Origin of the sequence: Bacteroides ndongoniae (assembly GCF_900108345.1) — a bacterium.
Taxonomy (GTDB): domain Bacteria; phylum Bacteroidota; class Bacteroidia; order Bacteroidales; family Bacteroidaceae; genus Bacteroides; species Bacteroides ndongoniae.
On record NZ_FNVV01000012.1, the window covers coordinates 628657 to 647150 of the forward strand.

Sequence of the window (18494 nt, forward strand, 5' to 3'; positions counted from 1 at the left end):
TTTACTGGGCCTCCAGTCGTCCTACGCCGTTCAGCGAAGTGGCTTTTACGACCAGTCCCTTGCTGGCGGTGGCTGTCGAAGGCTCGATGCGATAGATGGCGGGATAGCCCGAAGTGGTAGTCACAGCGATGTAAGCCGAGCCGTTCTCCATGTAGGGCGTGTTACCGAAGCCGCTGACGTCGGTCGGCAGTCCGCTGACATAGGACAGGTCGCCGTTGCTGACGTTGAATATGGCCAGGCGGTTGGCCACCTTGTCCGAGGCGGTAATGGCTTTGTCGTACATCAGCAGCAGGAAGTAGTTTCCGCCGATGTACCAGCTGCGCAGGAAGGATGCGCCGTCGGCTTTCGCTTCGAGGTTATAATAGTAGTTGGGGTCGAAGTCTTCGGCCTTGGTGTCGATGCGCACCACGCCGGCGGGCAGGGTGGTTTGCTGACGGGCGTCCTTCATCGTCTTGGCATACGAGGGCGAGAAGACGTACATGTAGCCGTCGTCGGCCAGCCAGTTCATCTGGTAATATTGTGAGCGGTTACGTCCGCAAGCGTAGCTTATCTTGTCGGTCTTGATGAGTTTCCAGTCGGTCAGGGTCTGGTCGGTGAAGATGGCCATCCAGCATTCGTCGGGGTATTGGGTCCATTGCAGTTCGTCCTTGTCGTAGGCACCGCTGCCACTGCCGCCCGATTCGGTCTTGATGAGGTCCTCGTTGCCGGGCAGCACCCACTTGTAGCTGCCGTCGTCGTTCTTCTGCATGCAGCCGTATTGGCTGAGGCCCATGGGCACGGCGGCGGCATAGAGTCGGGTGCCTACCTGTGCCAGTCCGGCCAGGGTGACGTATTCACCGTTGCCCAGGAAGTTTTCGGAAAGGAAGGGCGTCGATGCATTGACCGTGTTGCTGGTGTAGGTCTGGTTCTCCACGTCCAGATACGAAGCCAGGAATGACTGGGGCACGTAGCCGTTCTCGTCCTTCAGTTCCGTGGGGCCGTCGCCTGTCGAGGTGGTCATGATGTAGCGGTCGTAGTAGCCGTAGGTGGTGAAGCGGTTGACGTAGTATTCCTGCGAACGCTTCTCCAGTGCACCGGTGTTGTTCAGGATGAACGATTGCGTAGTGCCTGCTTCGCCCTGATTGTAATTGAGTGCGTACAGGTAGCGGTTGGTGTAGAACACCCAGTAGGTGGCTCCTTCGTTCACCAGGCCGTTGCCTTGAGTGGTCACTTCGCCTTCGTCGAGCGAGGGGGCTGTCAGCAGTACGTAGGTATCGGTGCTGCTGCTGGTCACGGTGGCAGCTATCACGTAGTTGCCTGTTGAGGTGTTGGAGTTGTTGTTGCTTCCGTTTTGGTCGTCTTCCGAGCAGGAGGTAAGGGCCATGCCTGCCAGCGAGGCGGCAAAGAGGCCTGCAAGTAAGTGGTTCTTTTTCATATTCTTCTCTTTTTTATGTATTTGTTTTTGTTCGTTCCGATGGCTGCCATGAGGCAGGCTTCCGGCATGCTTTCCCTACGGCTTTGCATGGTCGGGGTATGGAGAGAGGGTACAATCATCCGGGATGATGGTATGAATCATCCGCATTGATTGTAGGAATCATCCGGGATGATTGTACCCTCAGGTCTGTAGGCTGTCGGGCAGAGGTGCTGACGTTGGCCGGCTCAGTCGCCGAAGTGGATGCGCACCTTTCCGTAGAAAGCCCGTCCGGCCTTTTGCAGGCTGAAGTTGTCGTACAGGTTCTCGTCCGTCAGGTTGCGGCACTCTACGGAGAAGTTGTAGCGGCCGCCCTTCACGCTGTAGCTCAGCGTGAGGTTGTGGGCAAACTGGTCGGGGACGATGTAGTCGCTGCTGCTGCCGATGACCTCGGAGTAGTAGGAGAACGAGTGCGTCCACTGGTTGTCGTAGGTCAGTGTCAGCAGGTTGCCCCGTCCGCCCAGGTCGCGCCAGTAGAAGTTGGCGTCGAAGTCGGCGAAGCGGTAGGGCACGTTGGGCATGCGCGAACGGTAGCCCAGATTCTCCACCGCGTTGCCCGTGCTGCCTATCTGGTAGGGCTCATTGTCGCGCACGTCCATCTGGGTGAAGTTACCGCCCAGGCTGAGCCAGCGTCCCAAGCTGTAGCGGGCGGAGAGGTTGTAGCCCTTGGTCAGTACATTGCCGTAGTTGATGTAGGTGGCATTCTCCTTGCCGCCACTCAGGTCTTGTACGTTGCGCTGTATGTAGTCGTGCGTGTCGCGGTAGACCAGTCCTCCCTCTACATAGAAAGAGTGGCTGCCTAGCGTACGCGCATAGCTGAGGCTGAAGTTCACGTTGTGGCTGCTCTCAGGGCGCAGGCTTATCTGTCCGCTCTCCAGGTCCTCATCGCCAAACATCTCTTCGATGGTGGGCAGACGGTAGGCACGCTCGTACGACAGTTTGGCTTGCAGTCCTTCGACAAGGAAGTAAGTGCCTGCCGCACCATAGCCCCAGGAGCTGACCGTACGGTTGGTGCGTACGTAGTTGCTGCCCGTGTCATCCTCGGCCATGGGGCCGGCCACATACTGGCTGTAGTGCTTGCCGAAGACGGAGAGGTTCCAGCGTTCCGACGGCATCAGGCGGTACGCCAGTCCGGTAATGTTCTTGCGCGTCTGCTTGGCGATGGGGTCGGTCTGTGCTTCGGCAGCCAGCAGCGAGGTGTTGTTGCGGCGGAAGGTACTGAGAACGTGGTTCAGGGTGAACGTATGGATGCGCCCCAGACGATAGTTCATCGTGGCTGTGGCATTCCAGTTGTCGTTGTCGGCGCGGCTGTACTGGCGCGACTGTTCGCCGGGCGTGTTCAGGGGCTGACGCTCGCCTAACCAGTTGTACTTGTAGTGGGCCGTATCCACGTTGGTGGTGGCGTTGCGGTTGTAGTTGGCCGACAGTGTCAGGTCGAGGCCTTTCACTAACAGGTCCCGCTTGCTGTACTCCAACGAGGGAATCAATGAGTGCCCGAAGCGGTGCTTCTCGCCGAAGACGGTTTTCTGGCGCACGCCGGTCTGCACCTCCTTGTACATCTGCGACCAGATGAAGCCCAGCATCAGGCGGTCGGCCCAGGGTTTGTCCACGAAGCCTGCCTTGGCAACGATGGCCTCGTTGTGATACGTATCGTTGAAGCGGCGGACGCGCACCAGCTCCTTGTCGCTGAAGCTGCCCGTTTCGAAGTTCAGTACGGGAGCATCGACACGATAGTCGTTGTCCGAATAGTTTTGGAAAGCGTTTATCTCGTAGGTGAAGCCGTTGCGGAAGGTCTGCCCGAAGCGAAGGTTGGATTTGTGCGTATTGAACGAGCCGTACGAGTAGGATGCATCGAGAAACCAGCGGCGACGTTGTTTGCCCGTCACGATGTTGATGACTCCGCCGATGGCGTCCGTGCCGAAGCCTACGGGCACCACACCTTTATATACCTCGATGCGCTCGGCAAAGCTGACGGGGATGTTGTTCAGGCCGAACGAGCTGCCTGTGCCCTCCTGCGGGATGCCGTCGATGAACACCTTGACGTGCTTGCCGCTGAAGCCATCCATCATCACCTGCATGTCCGAACCCACGCCGCCCGACTCGCGCAGCTTCATGCCCGGTGCCTTGGCCAGCGCTTCGCTCAGGTTCTTGGTGGTGTTCTGCAATTCTTTGGTGTCTACCGCTACGGCGTTGAAAGCCGAACGCTTGACGCGGCTCACACCGGTCGAAACGACGGTCACTTCGTCCAGCTGCTGCACGTCGGGGGCGATGGTGATGTTCACCTCGCGTTCCTCGCCTCGCCGCAGGTCCAGTGGCTGCTCCACTGTCTTGTAGCCTACGGCCGAGACGACCAATGTATATTTCCCCTCAAGAGCCTTGATGCGGAAACGCCCTTCACCGTTGGTTGTGCCGCCGAAGGAAGTTCCTTTCAGGTAAACGGTGGCGAAATCGACTGTTTCTTTCTCGGTCGAAGTGACTTTGCCCGATACCAGGCATCGGTGACCTTTGCCGTGGAAGTCCTGTGCGCGGAGCATCCCTGCTACTGACAGGCACATCAGGACTGCCACCCATAGTGTAAATGTACTTGTTTTCACGCTGTTTATGTACTTGGTTATCCGGCTGCAAAGTTCCGCAGAAAAAGGTAGTTCCGCAATCGCCAGTTTTTGGTATTTATGCCGCCCGTTCTTTCCCTCCCTCCTCTGGGGCATGCGCGTCAATAACCATTAATAGGTAAAGCCCTCGGAGTGGGAAGGAGCGAGGTGTACAAAAAGAAGTGTTCACATATTTGTGAATACCCGATGAAATACTTATCTTTGCCGTTGTAACCCGAAATGCCATGATTGTCACATTTGAAGAAACCTATTTGCAGGAACTCTACGAGAAAGGGACGACCGGCGATAAGAAGCATCGCTATCAGCCCGATATTGTGAGGAGGTACCAAAGATGCATTGATTATCTTTTGGACGCACGAGGTACGGAAGACCTTATGCGAATAAACTCGCTGAACTATGAAATGCTGAAAGGGGACAAACAAGGCATTTCGTCTATTCGTGTGAATAATAAGTATCGGGTGGAGTTTACCGTTAGAGAGACTTCGGAAGAACCTGTTATTACTATTTGTAACATATTGGATTTATCGAATCATTATAAATAAGAAGCACTATGATTACCTTGAAAGGCGTTGACCCAAAAATGATAGCCAACAATCTGACTCCTTCGGAACCGATTCATCCCGGAGAAATGATAAAGGACGAGATAGAATATCGTGGCCTGTCGCAACGGAAGCTTGCCGCACAGATGGGTATCTCGCCCACGCTGCTCAACGAGATATTGAACGGCAAACGTGCCGTCTCGACCGAGTATGCGTTGCTGTTCGAGGCCGCATTGGGAATTGATGCGGAGATCTGGATTCGCCAGCAAGTGCGTTACGACATGCAGGTAGCCAAGTCGAACAAATCCTTCATGGAGAAGTTGGCCAATATCCGTAAGCTTGTAGCGGCTCTGTAAGGAGCCGGCGGGTAACGGGATGACTGAATGCCGCGCCGTCGTCGGGACATGAAAAAGGCACGGGCGGCACCGCCTTTCCTGACCGATGTCGGGAAAAAGGTAATGCCATCCGTGCCTGTTGCAGCGGCGGGAGTGGGGAATTATTTATTGAGTTTCCACTCGGTGCCGTCTTTGCCGTCCTTTATCTCGAAACCAAGGGCGGTCAGTTCGTTGCGTATTTTGTCGCTCGTAGCCCAGTCTTTGTTGGCTTTGGCTTTGGCGCGTTCTTCCAGCAGCATGTCTACTACGTGGCCGAAGGCTTCTTCGCGGGCGGCGTTCGAAGCGTTCTCGGCTTTCAGACCCAGAATGTCGAAGCAGAACAGGTGGAAGGTTTCTTTCAGTTCCTCCAAGTCGGCAGCGGTGATGGTGTCGTTACCTGCCAGAATGTTGTTCACCATCTTGGCTCCGTCGAACAAGTGAGCGATGACGATAGGCGTATTCAAATCGTCGTCCATAGCTTCGTAGCATTTCTCACGCAACTGCTTTACGTCCACTGTCGATGCTTGTGCGGGCGTAATCTTGTCCAGTCCGCTGACGGCGTCCATCAGTCGGGCCAGTCCCTTCTCGGCGGCCTTCAGGGCCTCGTTGCCGAAGTCCACGGTGCTGCGGTAGTGTGCCTGCAGGGTGAAGAAGCGGATGGTCATCGGGGTGTAGGCCTGCTCCAGCAGCGGGTGTGTGCCGGTGAAGAGCTGCTCTAAGGTGATGAAGTTGTTGTAGCTTTTACCCATCTTCTGTCCGTTCACGGTCAGCATGTTGTTGTGCATCCAGTAGTGCACCATGTCGTCGCCCTGACTGGCCACGCTTTGGGCTATCTCGCATTCGTGATGCGGGAAGATGAGGTCCATGCCGCCTCCGTGTATGTCGAAGTGTTCGCCCAGATACTTCCGTCCCATGGCTGTACATTCGCAGTGCCAGCCCGGGAAACCGTTGCCCCAAGGCGACGGCCAGCGCATGATGTGCTCCGGTTGTGCATTCTTCCACAGGGCGAAGTCGGCGGGGTTACGCTTCTCGTCCTGTCCGTCCAGCTCACGGGTGGTGTTCAGTACGTCGTCCAGGTTGCGGCCGGACAGCTTGCCGTAGTGGTAGTCGTGGTTGTACTTGGCCACGTCGAAGTAAACGGAACCGTGGCTTTCGTAGGCATATCCGTTCTTCAGTATCTGCTTAACCAGTTCTATCTGCTCGATGATGTGTCCCGAGGCTTGCGGCTCGATGCTGGGACGCAGTACGCCCAAGGCATCCATAGCCTCGTGGTAACGGTTGGCGTAATACTGTGCCACTTCCATCGGCTCCAGTTGTTCCAGACGTGCCTTCTTGGCTATCTTGTCCTCGCCTTCGTCAGCGTCGTGTTCCAGGTGGCCCACGTCGGTAATGTTGCGCACATAGCGCACTTTATATCCCAGGTGCTTGAGGTAGCGGAAGAGGATATCGAAGGTAATGGCCGGACGGGCGTGTCCCAAGTGTGGGTCGCCATAGACCGTAGGGCCGCAGACGTACATACCCACGTGTGGGGCGTGCAGCGGCTTGAATACTTCCTTCGTTCGGCTCAGTGTGTTGTAAATCGTCAGTTGATGTTCCATATTGTTAGGTATTTATTTCCGGTTGAAAGCACAAAGTTACTGTTTTTCGGATAAGTAGCCCCATGATGGCCGTGTTTTTTTCAGCGGAGGATGGGAGAAGGCAACGATACCGTAAATTCACTGCCACTGCCCTCGCGGCTCTGCACGGCGATGTTGCCACCATGAGCCTGCACTACCTGCCATACAAAGTTCAGCCCCAGACCGAAGCCTGATGCGCCGGTGGTGCGACTGCCCGAGGCTATGCGCTCGAACTTGCCGAATATCTTCATCTGCTGGTTCAGGGGGATGCCGATGCCGTTGTCGCGTACCTTTATGTGCAGGGTGCCGTCGGCAGTGGCTTCGGCCTCCAAGCGGATGCGCACGGACGGGCCGGAGTACTTCACGGCGTTGTCTATCAGGTTGGAAAGAACCTCGCGCAGGCAGAAGGCGTCGGCCGTGGCACAAAGGCTTTCCGGACAGACAATGTCGAACTCCACCGGCTTGGATGCCTTGAGGCGGAACTTGGAGGCGAGGTCGTTGAACAGCGGCAGCAAGGACACAGGCACGGGATGCAGTTCCAGTTCGCCACGATCCATCTGTGTCAGCATGACCACGCGCCCTGAGAGGGTGAGCAGACGGGCACATTCGTCGTTCATGGCCCGGACTATCTTGTCGGCCTTTTCGGGTTTGTCGGCCAGGCGGCCGCTTTCCATGATTTGCGTTCCCATCAGAATGGTTTGCAGGGGCGACTTCATGTCGTGTATCATGGAGTAGGTAAAGTCCTTGCGGAACTGTTCCAGTCTGCGCTGCTGCCTCCAGGCACGCCACAACAGGCCGATGCACAGCAGGCAGAAAGCGAACGTCAGTCCCAGCGGCACAAAGAGATACCATGCCGAACGGAGGATGAGCCTTTCGGGAGTGGGTACTACACCCTGCACGCACACCGCGCCGTCGTCTGCCAGACGCAAGGGCGTAGTGACGAGACTGCCCCAACGGGGAACGGCGTGTGCCGTCTGCCTGACGACCTGACCCGTGGCAGGGCGCACGATGCGGATGCCGCCCGGTGTCTTCAGCCCGGCATCGGTGAGGGCGGCACGAAAGAGCGAGTCGAGCCGAAGCGTATCGAGGGGGACGACGACGGGTCGCTGATTGACGAGCTGCTGCGTGCCATAGGCGCGGAAGAGGCGGGTGCCTTCGCTCAGGTTCATGCTTTGGTGGGATACATAAATCTCGCTGACGGAGCCCGGGAAAGCGGGTGCGTAGCTGGTGTTTCCCTTCTCGTCGGTTGTTTTTCGGTAGAGGATGGTCAGCAGCGAGTCCATCTGATGGTGGAAGTAGTCGGTCATCCCCGTAATGTGTGACTTGCGGGTGCCGCGCAGGTGGTTGACGTCGAGCGAGCGGCTGTGGCGCAGGGCGTTTTCCTCGGCAAAGGCTTCTTCGATGCACACCTGTACTTCGCGGTTCAGTGCCCTCCACTGTTCGTGGTAGATGTATCCGGCCCACAGGGCGGGCAGCACGAAGGCCAGCGGCACCATGCCCCACGACAGGCGGCGCAGCCATGTGGTGCGGCGCGAACGCAGGCGGGCATTCTCCTGTTTGGCGCGGGTCAGGGTGGCTTCGGTGTCGGAAAGCACTTGCTGTCCCTGCTGACGGGCTTCGGTCCAGCGGGAGGCATGCAGGCAGACCTGCATCCGGCGGACGGGTTGCGACATCTGTTCGGCCAGCTGGTAAAAGTCCTCGCACTGGCGGCCGATGTCGCGTCGCAGACGTTGCAGCAGGCGCATGCGCAAGGCAATGGCTCCTATCAGCAGGCCGGTGATGAGGAAGGTAAGTCCTGGGAAGAGCAGGTTGGACGGGTGGTCGAAGTAGTGCAGGTCGGCGATGGCTTCTACGGCGATGCCCTTTTGCGGGTGGAGCAGGGCGCGGGGCGAGGTCAGCACGCCGATGCCTTTGTCGGGCAGCGGGACGCCGGTGGGCGATGTCTGAAGGGTGCGACCTGTGGCGGCATCCAGCTTGCGGATGTAGATGCTGCCCGTCACGCCTTCGCGTTGCAGGACGGCGGTCAGCGTCAGGCGCAGCGAGTCGAGCGAGGTCTCGGGCAACCCGTAACCATCCTGCAGCACGGCCGAAGTCTGTTCGGCGTAGTGAAGCTGTCGGTTCTCGATGTCTAAGTGCAGGCTGTCGGGCGCATAGACGATGTGGGTAACGGTCCCTTCGGGATAGGGCAGGCGGTTCACTTGGGCGTCCGTCACCAATGTAAAGGTTTCCTTGAAGCACGCAGCCAGCGTGGCTTCGGCCTTCTGCATCTGGTTGCGGTAGGCAAACCATACGCCTGCCCGCTGGAAAAGGCTGATGAGCAGCAGGGCGAGGAACGAGAGCAGAAGGACATTGCGGACTTTCACGGGCGGTGAGGGTTATGCTTCGTTGCTGAAAAAGAGCTTCTCGACAGCTACGGCTACGCCGTCTTCGTCGTTGCTCAGGGTGATGTAGTCGGCGGCTTTGCGTACGGGTTCTTGTGCGTTGGCCATGGCTACACCCATGCCGGCAAAACGTATCATGCTGAGGTCGTTGTAGCCGTCGCCCATGGCTACCATCTCTTCACGCGTCAGGCCCAGACGTTCCAGCAGCACGGCCAGCGAGCGAGCCTTGTCGATGCCCAGCGGAACCAGTTCAAGGAAATAAGGTTCGGAACGGTAGACGCTGATGCGGCCTTGCAGGCGCAGCGACAGTTCGGCTTCGGTCTGCATCAGCCTGTCGGGGTCGCCCACGATGAGGCACTTGGGCAGTGGCAGGGGAGCATCGCGCAGGAAGTCGTCGGTAGGGCGTATCTGCATCTTGTTAAGGAAGGCTTCTTTCAGCACATACTCGTCGTCGGGCTGTTCGGTGAGGATGTATTCGTTGTCGTAGGTCAGGATGGTCTGCCCGTTGCGGACGGCGGCCGTGTAGAGGACAGGCAGTACGTCGTCGGGCAACAGGTTCTTGTAGAGCAGTTCGCCCGTGCTCCAGTCGATGATTTCACCGCCGTTGTACGACAGGATGCAGCCGTGATGCTTCTGCATCTGCAAGGCTTCGGCCAGCGGTGCGATGCCGTAAGTGGGTCGTCCGGAGGCCAGCACCAGTCGGACGCCGCTTTCTTGCAGGCGCAGCAGTGTCTGGAGGTTTCGGGGGGAAATCTCTTTCTTCGAGTTGGTCAGTGTGCCGTCTAAGTCGAGCACAAGCAGGCGGTACGTATGTTTCATGTGTCGGAATTTGAAATGGATTGTTTTTCGGCTGCAAAGGTAATGCTTTTTCGCGAACGGTGACGGAATGTGTGCCGATTTTGCCGTCGGATGGAAAAAGCGTCGTATCTTTGCCTGCTCGGGTGCACTTCGCAGGGCCGCGGAAAGCGGTGCTTGCAGGGCATTTGTGGGACACTTGTACGGCTCGCGAGCAACACTTGCACGGCTCACGAGCGACACTTGTGTGGCTCACGAGCAACACTTGCACGGCTCACGCCGGATTTATGTCGAATGCTATCAGACTGATTATCAGTGATTCACATAAATCCGCTCAAAGGGCATTGCAAAGCCGCCGGGTTTGGGTTGAAAACCCGCCGCGTTTTGACCGGAAGCCTGTGGAGTTTTGGCTGAAAAGCCGTGGGGTTTTGACCGAAAAGTCGAGGCGTTTTGACAAGAAAACCGAGGAGTTTTTGATGGAACAACCGTTGAATAACGATAGAATGATGAAGGAACAAGTATTACTGGGCATGAGCGGCGGGACGGACAGCTCCGTGGCCGCCATGCTCCTACAGGAGGCCGGCTACGAGGTAGTAGGGGTGACCTTCCGCTTCTACGAGGCAGAGGGTGGCGAAGCGCACTTGGACGACGCCCGGCAACTGGCTGCTCGGTTGGGCATCCGCCATTGCGTGCGCGACGTGCGCGACGAGTTCCGCCGCCGCATTGTCCGCTACTTCACCGACGAGTATCTGGCGGCCTGCACCCCCGTGCCCTGTACCTTGTGCAACAATCTGCTGAAGTGGCCCCTGCTGGCACAGATGGCCGATGAGCTGGGCATCCCTTACATCGCCACGGGTCACTATGTGCGCAAGGTCTGCCGCGAGGGGAAGTTCTACCTCGCCCCTGCCGCCGATCCCGACAAGGACCAGTCTTTCTTCCTCTGGGGGCTGAAGCAGGACATCCTGCGGCGCATGCTTTTGCCCATGGGCGACCTGACGAAAGCCGAAGCCCGTGCCTATGCCGCTCGCCGGGGCTTCGAGCGTGTGGCGGAAAAGAAGGACAGTCTGGGTGTCTGTTTCTGCCCGGGCGACTACCGTGCCTTCCTGCGGCGCGAACTGCCCGCCTCGGCCTTGCCCGGACGGGGACAGTTTCTCGATGAAAAGGGCGATTTTTTAGGGTGGCACGAGGGCTATCCTTTCTATACCGTCGGCCAGCGGCGCGGACTGGGCATCCACCTGAACCGCGCGGTTTATGTGAAGGAAATACGCCGCGAACGGAACGAAGTGGTGCTGGCACCACTCACCTCGCTCTATCGGACGGAGATGTTGCTGAAGGATTGGAACCTGGTGGACGAGGCCCGTGTGACGGGCGGCGCAGAGGTCATTGTGAAGATACGCTACCGCAAGCAGGCCAACCGCTGCCGGGTGTCGGCAGCCGATGGAGGTCTGCTCCGCGTCGATTTGCTGGAGCCGCTCGAAGCCATTGCCTCGGGTCAGGCAGCTGCCTTTTACGATGCCGAGGGGTTGCTGCTGGGCGGGGGGATTATTGTATAATGATTTTGAGAGGCTCCTTGTTACTGGTTCAGCTTCAGCATCTCCTCCATATACTCGCGTGTATTGCTCAGGCGGGGAATCTTGTGCTGCCCACCTAACTTGCCTTTCTGGTCCAGCCAGTCGTGGAAGAGGCCTTGACGGGCCACGATGACTTCCAGCGGTTGCAGGGCCAGGTCGTTCTGGCGTTTGGCTTCGTAGTCGGAGTTGACTTCTTTCAGCGTGTCGTCCAGGATGCGGGCAAACTTCTCCAGACTGTCCGGCATCTGGGCAAACTCGATGAGCCACTGGTGGCGGCACTTGGCATGCTCGTCCATGAAGACCGGTGCGGCGGAGTAATCGGTGATGCGGGCACCCGTCTCGGCACAGGCGCGGGCCAGACCTTTCTCGGCGTTGTCCACGATGAGCTCCTCGCCAAAGGCATTGATGAAGTGTTTGGTGCGGCCGGTGATGACAAACTTATAAGGATTCTTCGACGTGAACTTCACGGTGTCGCCTATCATGTAGCGCCAGAGTCCGGCTGAGGTGGAGATGACCATGGCATAGTTCTTGCCCAGTTCCACTTCCGTCAGGCTATAAACGCGCTGCTGTTCCTTGCCTACGTCTTCCAAGGGGATGAACTCGTAGAAGACGCCGTAGTCTATCATCAGCAGCAGCGACGGGTCGGCAGGGTCGCTCTGGGTGCCGAAGTAGCCTTCGGAGGCGTTGTAAGTCTCCACATAGTGCATGCGGGGGCTGCGGATGACTTCCTTGTATTGTTCGCGGTAGGGCGTGAAGGCCACTCCGCCGTGGAAGAACACTTCCAGGTTGGGCCACACTTCTTCGAGGCTTTGCTTGCCCGTCTTCTCCAGAATGTGCTTGATGAGCACCAGCATCCACGAGGGAACGCCGGACAGGTTGGTGACGTTGGCATGGATGGTTTCGCGTGCGATAGCCTCCATTTTGGGCTCGAAGTGCTCCATCAGTGCCGTCTGCTTGCTCGGCACACGGATGTAGTTGACCAGCGGGTTGAGGTTTTCCATCAGGATGGCCGAGAGGTCGCCCACCAGGCTATGGTTGGTATTCAGGTTGGGTGCGTGACTTCCGCCCAGTATCAGACCCTTTCCCGTAAAGAAGCGGCTTTGGGGATTCTGTTGCAGATACAGTGCCACGGCGTCGGTGCCTCCGCGGTAGTGCGTGTCTTTCAGCGACTCGCGGCTGACAGGCAGGAACTTGCTCTTGTCGTTTGTAGTGCCCGACGATTTGGCAAACCAACGTATTTCGCTTGGCCAGAGCAGATTCTGTTCTCCGGCTCTCAGTCGTTCCACGTAGGGCTTTATCTCTTCGTAGGTCTGTATGGGAAGTCTTTTCTTGAAATCTTCGTAAGTACGGATGGAGGCATAGTCGTATTTCTTTCCCCATTCGGTGCCGGCGGCTTTGTGCAACAACCGCTGCAACACTCGTTGCTGTAGTTCTTCGGCACGGTTTGCATAGAGCTCAATCTCTTTATAGCGAGGAGTGAAATATATCTTATTCAGTAAATTAGTAATATTCATCTTTCTTATTGAGATCAGATTTTCAAGGCGCAAAAATAATCTTATTTATCGTCTTCTCTATCTTTTTTCTGTTTTTTTTCTACCTTTACGTCCATATAGATGAAAAGAAAGGAAATTTAAACTAATACGTTATGAAGATTGGAATTCTGACCTCGGGAGGCGACTGTCCCGGCATCAATGCTACGATTCGTGGTGTATGCAAGACAGCCATCAATCACTATGCAATGGAGGTGATCGGTATTCACAGCGGTTTTCAGGGACTGCTGACAAAAGATGTGGAAACGCTGACGGAACAATCTCTGTCGGGGCTGCTCAATCTGGGTGGTACCATGCTGGGTACTTCGCGCGAGAAGCCTTTCAAACGCGGCGGCATTATATCGGACGTCGACAAGCCTTCACTGATCCTCAGGAATGTTAGTGAACTAGGCCTGGATTGTCTGGTTTGTATCGGAGGAAACGGAACGCAGAAGACTGCTGCTAAACTAGCGGCTATGGGGCTGAACATCGTTTCCATCCCCAAAACAATCGATAACGACATCTGGGGAACAGACTTCTCATTCGGCTTCGACTCGGCTGTCAGCATAGCTACCGAAGCAATCGACCGCCTGCATTCTACGGCCAGTTCGCACAAACGCGTGATGGTGATTGAAGTAATGGGGCACAAGGCAGGCTGGATAGCTCTGTATTCGGGCATGGCCGGAGGTGGCGATGTGATTCTGATTCCGGAAATCCCCTACAACATCCATAATGTAGGCGAAACGATTCTGAACCGCCTGAAGAAGGGAAAACCGTATTCGATTGTCGTAGTGGCCGAAGGCATACAGACAGACGGACGCAAGCGGGCGGGCGAATACATTGCCCAGGAGATAGAGTACGAGACGGGCATCGAGACACGCGAAACAGTGTTGGGATACACACAGCGGGGCGGTTCGCCTACACCGTTCGACCGCAACCTGTCCACCCGCATGGGAGGCCATGCCACGGAACTGATAGCCAACGGCCAGTTCGGACGCATGATAACGCTGAAAGGCAACGAAATATCGTCGGCTCCGCTGGACGAGATAGCCGGCAAGCTGAAGCTGGTGACCGAAGACCACGACTTAGTGGTGCAAGGCAGACGGATGGGGGTCTGCTTCGGATAAAGCAGGAAAATTACTTGAAACTTGAGTATAATGGAAGTGGAACGGGGCCTATGGCCTCGTTTCATGCTTTAGAGGCGGGAGTGTCGTCGGACAGTTCCGTCGGCAGTTTGTCTGTCGTTTCCGGAGCAGATGCGTCGATTTCGGCTTCGACGGTTATTGCAGTCTCGATGACGGCAAGCGGTTCGGCTGTAGGAGCGGTGCTGTCTGCTTGTGCCGGTTCGGCTTCGGTTGTTTGAGGCTCTTCGGCGGCTTGGGCTGCAGCGGCAGTGGCTTGCGCTTTGAGTGCTTCGAGGCTTTCCATGAACTGCGGGTCGCTCTTCAGTTTCTTCAGAGCCATTTGTGCAGCGTTCTGCTGCGATTCTTTTTTCGAATAGCCTGTACCTTTTCCGGCCGAAAGACCCAGAATGCGGACTTCGGTATGGAACATGGGATTGTAGTCCTTGTCCAAAAGCTGTTCGATGAGTTCGAAAGATACTTCCAGTTTGTTTTTCTGGCTCCACTCGATGAGCTTGGACTTGAAGTTGACTTCTTTGCGCGACATCTTGTCCAGGTCGATGTAGCTCTTGAATATTTTCTTCTCCATGAACTGCTTGCAGCGGTCGTAGCCCTGGTCGATGTATATGGCACCGATAAAGGCTTCGAAAGCATTGCCGTACATGTAGCTGTTGTGCGACGACGAGCGGGTGGACGACTTTACCAGTTTGTCCAGTCCGATGTCTACGGCCAGCTTGTTCAGTGTTTCGCGCTGTACGATTTTGGAGCGGGTATTGGTCAGGAAACCTTCGCGTTTCCCTTCAAAATGACGGTAGACGATGTCGCCTACGATGGCGTCGAGGATGGCGTCGCCGAGAAATTCCAGCCGTTCGTTGTTCAGGGGACGGCCTTTTTCGGAACGCAGGGAGGTGGATTTGTGCAGCAGTGCCTGCTGGTAAATTTGTATGTTGCGCGGGTAGAAGCCCAGTATCTTATAAAAACAAAGATAAGACTTCCTGTCTTTGTGAAACAGGAGCCTTATCTTGTCTATTTGATTGCGTAACACGATGCTGAATTATTCTGCGTACTTCTTGAAGATGACGCATGCGTTATGACCGCCGAATCCGAATGTGTTGGACAAGGCAACGTTTACTTCGCGCTTCTGTGCTTTGTTGAAGGTGAAGTTCAGGTCATAGTCGATGTTTTCGTCATTGTCTCCTTCTTCGTGGTTGATGGTCGGGGGAACGATGCCGTTCTTGATGGCCAGAATACTTGCGATGGATTCTACCGCTCCGGCAGCACCCAGCAGGTGTCCTGTCATTGACTTGGTAGAGCTGATGTTCAGCTCGTAAGCATGTTTTCCGAATACTTCCTGGATAGCTTTCACTTCCGAGATGTCTCCCACGGGAGTCGAAGTACCGTGTACGTTGATGTAATCTACTTCTTCAGGCTGCATGCCTGCATCTTCCAATGCGTTTCTCATCACGAGCTTGGCTCCCAGGCCTTCGGGGTGGGAAGCTGTGAGGTGGTGAGCATCGGCAGACATTCCTACGCCGGCTACTTCTGCATATATTTTAGCGCCGCGTGCCTTGGCGTGTTCCAGTTCTTCGAGAACCAGACAGCCGCCGCCTTCACCCATTACGAAACCGTCGCGGCTTGCGCTGAAGGGACGTGAGGCTGTTTCGGGCGAATCGTTACGCGTGGATAATGCATGCATGGCGTTGAATCCGCCTACACCGCAAGCGGCGATGGCAGCTTCGGAACCTCCGGTTACGATGGCATTGGCCTTACCCAGACGGATGAGGTTGAATGCATCGGCTATGGCGTTAGTAGAGGTGGCACATGCTGAGCAGGTTGCGTAGTTGGGACCATGGAAACCGTACAGGATAGAAATTTGTCCGGCAGCGATGTCCGAAATCATCTTGGGGATGAAGAACGGATTGAACTTAGGACCCATTTCCTTGCCGTTGATGGCATAGTTGCCTGCTTCTTCTTCGAAGGTACGGATTCCACCGATACCGGCACCAAAGATGACGCCGATTCTGTTTAAATCCTCATTTTCGACATCAAGACCGGAATCGCTTACGGCTTGTTTGGCTACAGCGATGGCATATTGTGTATACAAGTCCATCTTGCGGGCTTCCTTGCGGTCGATATAGTCGCTTGCATTGAAGTTCTTCACTTCGCATGCAAATTGGGTCTTGAAAAGGGATGCGTCGAAATGAGTAATAGGTCCAGCTCCACTAACCCCATTCACAAGGCTATCCCAGAATTCCTGAACGTTGTTGCCAATGGGAGTAATGGCGCCGAGACCTGTTACTACAACTCTTTTTAATTCCATACTAAGAAATGAACGGATTAAAATTACTTAGCGTGTTCTTCGATGTAAGATACAGCATCGCCTACAGTACCAATCTTCTCAGCTTGGTCGTCGGGGATAGAGATACCGAATTCTTTCTCGAATTCCATGATAAGTTCTACAGTGTCAAGAGAGTCTGCTCCCAGATCGTTAGTGAAGCTAGCTTCGTTAGTAACTTCTGATTCTTCAACGCCTAATTTATCGACGATAATCGCTTTTACTCTTGATGCAATTTCAGACATAACTTTAAGTTTTTAATTAATAATTAGTTTTATTTCTTTAATTTTGCGGGGCAAAGGAATGAATATTTATCGTTTCTAACAAATATTTGGCGAACAAAATGCAGATTTTTGCACAATTTTCACGGTTTTGTGCACAGATTGAGAAAAATATGGGGAAAAACATCGCGATTTTTGCATCCGGCAACGGTACGAATGCCGAGAATATCATCCGCTACTTTCAAGGTAGCGAAGAGGTGAAAGTGAAGCTGGTCCTGACGAACCGGCAACATGCGTTTGTGTTGGAACGTGCGCGCAAACTGGACGTTCCGTGTGCTTATTTCGGCAAGGAAGACTGGGCGGACGGCGAGCCGGTGCTTGAGCTGCTTCGCGAGCAGGGCATCGACTTTGTGGTGCTGGCAGGTTTCCTGGCGCGCGTCCCCGATTGTCTGCTTCGGGCCTATCCCAATAAGATTGTCAACATACACCCTTCGTTGCTGCCCAAGTTCGGGGGCAAAGGTATGTACGGCGACCGCGTGCACGAGGCCGTGGTGGCTGCCGGCGAGACGGAGAGTGGAATCACTATACATTATATTAACGAGCACTACGACGAGGGCGAAGTCATTGCCCAGTACCGTTGCGCAGTGTTGCCCGACGATACGGCTGCGGACGTGGCGGCCAAGGTACATGCGCTGGAGTACGAGTACTATCCGCAGGTGATCGGTCGTGAGGTGATGCGCTGAGCCGTCTGACGGGTGTTTCCTCTGGTTTCCACTTGCGGGAACTGCCGTTCCCACAAGTGGGGAACACGGTTCCCGCAAGTGGTTACGGTGGTTACCACAGGTGGAAACGGTGCGGATAGCCTGCCGCCGGAATCAGAACAGCTGATACTGCTGTGGCGTGACGAGGGTGAAAGCCCGCCGTTCGCGGCGTAGCGGATAGTCGCCTCGCAGCTGTTCGAACAGTTCGGGGTGCTGGCGCAGTGCGTCGCAGTCGCGTCGCGGGTCGTACATCTGCAGGGCGGCTTCGGTCAGGCTGCTGGCAGTGATGACGGGTGTGGCGGGCTGTGGCGGCTCGATAGCGTACTGAGCTGTCAGGTGGAAGAAGCGGCAAAGGGCGTCGAGCGACATGCGGGTGGCGTTGGCCTTTCCGTCGGCCGAGTAGCCGGCGATGTGGGGCGTACCGATGAACACTTTGCCGAGCAGCTCCAGATTGATGTCGGGTTCGTTTTCCCACACGTCGATGACGGCATCGGCTATTTGTCCGCTGTCGAGGGCACGAAGCAGGGCTCCGGTTTCGATTACTTCTCCGCGCGATGTATTGATGATGACCGGTCTGCGTTGCAGCGAGCCGAAGAAGGCGGCGTCGGCCAGGTGCAGGGTCTTGTATTTTCCTTCTTTATATAGAGGCACGTGAAAGCTGATGACGTCGCACTCGGCTGCCAGTTGTGCCAGCGATGCGAATCCATCGTGCCCTTCGCGTTCTTCGCGCGGCAGGTCGTTGAGCAGCACTTTCATACCCAGTCTTTTCCCTACTTCTGCCACTTTGCTGCCTACGTTGCCCGCGCCGACAATGCCGAGCGTCAGTCCGGCCAGCGGGCGGTCGGGTCTGTGCTGTTGCAGCAGCAGGAGGGTGGATTGCAGATACTGGGCTACGGAGGCCGAGTTGCATCCCGGAGCGTTGGTCCATCCGATGCCCGCCTGGCGGCAGTATTCGGTGTCAATGTGGTCGAATCCGATGGTGGCTGTGGCGATGAAGCGCACGCGGCTGCCTTCGAGCAACTGGCGGTTGCACAGGGTTCGGGTGCGTATGATCAGTGCGTCGGCGTCGCGGACGGCTTCCGGCGTGAATGCTTTTCCCGGCAGGTAGACTACTTCGTCGGCTATCTGCCCGATGGCTTCCCTGATGAAGGGAATCTTGTTGTCGACAATTACTTTCATTTCCTTTTCT

15 protein-coding genes are annotated in these 18494 nt (G+C 56.0%); 5 read left to right on the top strand and 10 right to left on the bottom strand.

Annotated features, from left to right (window positions below; genetic code table 11):
* Position 1 precedes the first annotated feature (1 nt).
* On the bottom strand, positions 2-1414 hold the full coding sequence (locus tag BQ5591_RS02705) for a DUF4374 domain-containing protein (protein WP_071148342.1): 1413 nt from the start codon (positions 1412-1414) through the stop codon (positions 2-4).
* 224 nt (positions 1415-1638) lie between these two features.
* Positions 1639-3984, bottom strand: coding sequence for a TonB-dependent receptor (locus BQ5591_RS02710; RefSeq protein WP_083380876.1), 2346 nt, complete (start codon positions 3982-3984; stop codon positions 1639-1641).
* A gap of 302 nt (positions 3985-4286) precedes the next feature.
* On the opposite strand from BQ5591_RS02710, the gene BQ5591_RS02715 reads away from it, so the two are divergent.
* Together BQ5591_RS02715 and BQ5591_RS02720 are read left to right on the top strand one after the other, a co-directional pair.
* The gene (locus tag BQ5591_RS02715) at positions 4287-4604 is read left to right on the top strand and encodes a type II toxin-antitoxin system RelE/ParE family toxin (RefSeq protein WP_071148343.1); all 318 of its coding nucleotides are present in this window, start codon (positions 4287-4289) and stop codon (positions 4602-4604) included.
* An 8-nt stretch (positions 4605-4612) separates the two neighbouring features.
* A complete protein-coding gene (locus BQ5591_RS02720) occupies positions 4613-4957 on the top strand; it encodes a HigA family addiction module antitoxin (RefSeq protein ID WP_071148344.1) in 345 nt (114 codons plus the stop codon).
* 140 nt (positions 4958-5097) lie between these two features.
* On the opposite strand, the gene cysS is transcribed toward BQ5591_RS02720, so the two are convergent.
* The 3 genes from cysS to BQ5591_RS02735 all read right to left on the bottom strand — a co-directional run bounded on the left by cysS (position 5098) and on the right by BQ5591_RS02735 (position 9791).
* Positions 5098-6573, bottom strand: coding sequence for a cysteine--tRNA ligase (gene cysS / locus BQ5591_RS02725; RefSeq protein ID WP_071148345.1), 1476 nt, complete (start codon positions 6571-6573; stop codon positions 5098-5100).
* A gap of 80 nt (positions 6574-6653) precedes the next feature.
* Positions 6654-8954, bottom strand: a complete 2301-nt coding sequence (locus BQ5591_RS02730) for a sensor histidine kinase (protein ID WP_071148346.1) — start codon at positions 8952-8954, stop codon at positions 6654-6656.
* A gap of 12 nt (positions 8955-8966) precedes the next feature.
* Positions 8967-9791, bottom strand: coding sequence for a Cof-type HAD-IIB family hydrolase (locus BQ5591_RS02735; protein ID WP_071148347.1), 825 nt, complete (start codon positions 9789-9791; stop codon positions 8967-8969).
* Between the two features lie 479 nt (positions 9792-10270).
* On the opposite strand from BQ5591_RS02735, the gene mnmA reads away from it, so the two are divergent.
* A complete protein-coding gene (mnmA, locus tag BQ5591_RS02740; protein WP_235817029.1) occupies positions 10271-11320 on the top strand; it encodes a tRNA 2-thiouridine(34) synthase MnmA in 1050 nt (349 codons plus the stop codon).
* Positions 11321-11340: 20 nt separating this feature from the next.
* Here mnmA and BQ5591_RS02745 read toward each other — a convergent pair whose 3' ends face one another.
* The gene (locus tag BQ5591_RS02745; RefSeq protein WP_071148576.1) at positions 11341-12852 is read right to left on the bottom strand and encodes a GH3 auxin-responsive promoter family protein; all 1512 of its coding nucleotides are present in this window, start codon (positions 12850-12852) and stop codon (positions 11341-11343) included.
* Positions 12853-12983: 131 nt separating this feature from the next.
* Here BQ5591_RS02745 and BQ5591_RS02750 point away from each other — a divergent pair, with 131 nt between their 5' ends.
* The gene (locus tag BQ5591_RS02750) at positions 12984-13994 is read left to right on the top strand and encodes an ATP-dependent 6-phosphofructokinase (protein WP_071148348.1); all 1011 of its coding nucleotides are present in this window, start codon (positions 12984-12986) and stop codon (positions 13992-13994) included.
* A gap of 61 nt (positions 13995-14055) precedes the next feature.
* On the opposite strand, the gene rnc is transcribed toward BQ5591_RS02750, so the two are convergent.
* From rnc to BQ5591_RS02765, 3 genes are read right to left on the bottom strand one after another with little or no spacing between them, the layout of a single operon-like run.
* Positions 14056-15033: a ribonuclease III gene (rnc, locus tag BQ5591_RS02755; RefSeq protein ID WP_083380859.1), complete on the bottom strand. Its 978-nt coding sequence runs from the start codon at positions 15031-15033 to the stop codon at positions 14056-14058.
* Between the two features lie 9 nt (positions 15034-15042).
* A complete protein-coding gene (gene fabF / locus BQ5591_RS02760; RefSeq protein ID WP_022161832.1) occupies positions 15043-16308 on the bottom strand; it encodes a beta-ketoacyl-ACP synthase II in 1266 nt (421 codons plus the stop codon).
* Positions 16309-16331: 23 nt separating this feature from the next.
* Entirely contained in the window at positions 16332-16568 is a 237-nt protein-coding gene (locus BQ5591_RS02765; protein ID WP_004291965.1) for an acyl carrier protein, read from the bottom strand.
* 98 nt (positions 16569-16666) lie between these two features.
* Here BQ5591_RS02765 and purN point away from each other — a divergent pair, with 98 nt between their 5' ends.
* Complete coding sequence (gene purN / locus BQ5591_RS02770) at positions 16667-17287, top strand: phosphoribosylglycinamide formyltransferase (protein WP_083380860.1); 621 nt, start codon at positions 16667-16669, stop codon at positions 17285-17287.
* Between the two features lie 132 nt (positions 17288-17419).
* Here purN and pdxB read toward each other — a convergent pair whose 3' ends face one another.
* Positions 17420-18484 (bottom strand): 4-phosphoerythronate dehydrogenase PdxB, encoded by a 1065-nt coding sequence (gene pdxB / locus BQ5591_RS02775; protein ID WP_071148577.1) that lies wholly within the window; start codon positions 18482-18484, stop codon positions 17420-17422.
* Positions 18485-18494: the final 10 nt, after the last annotated feature.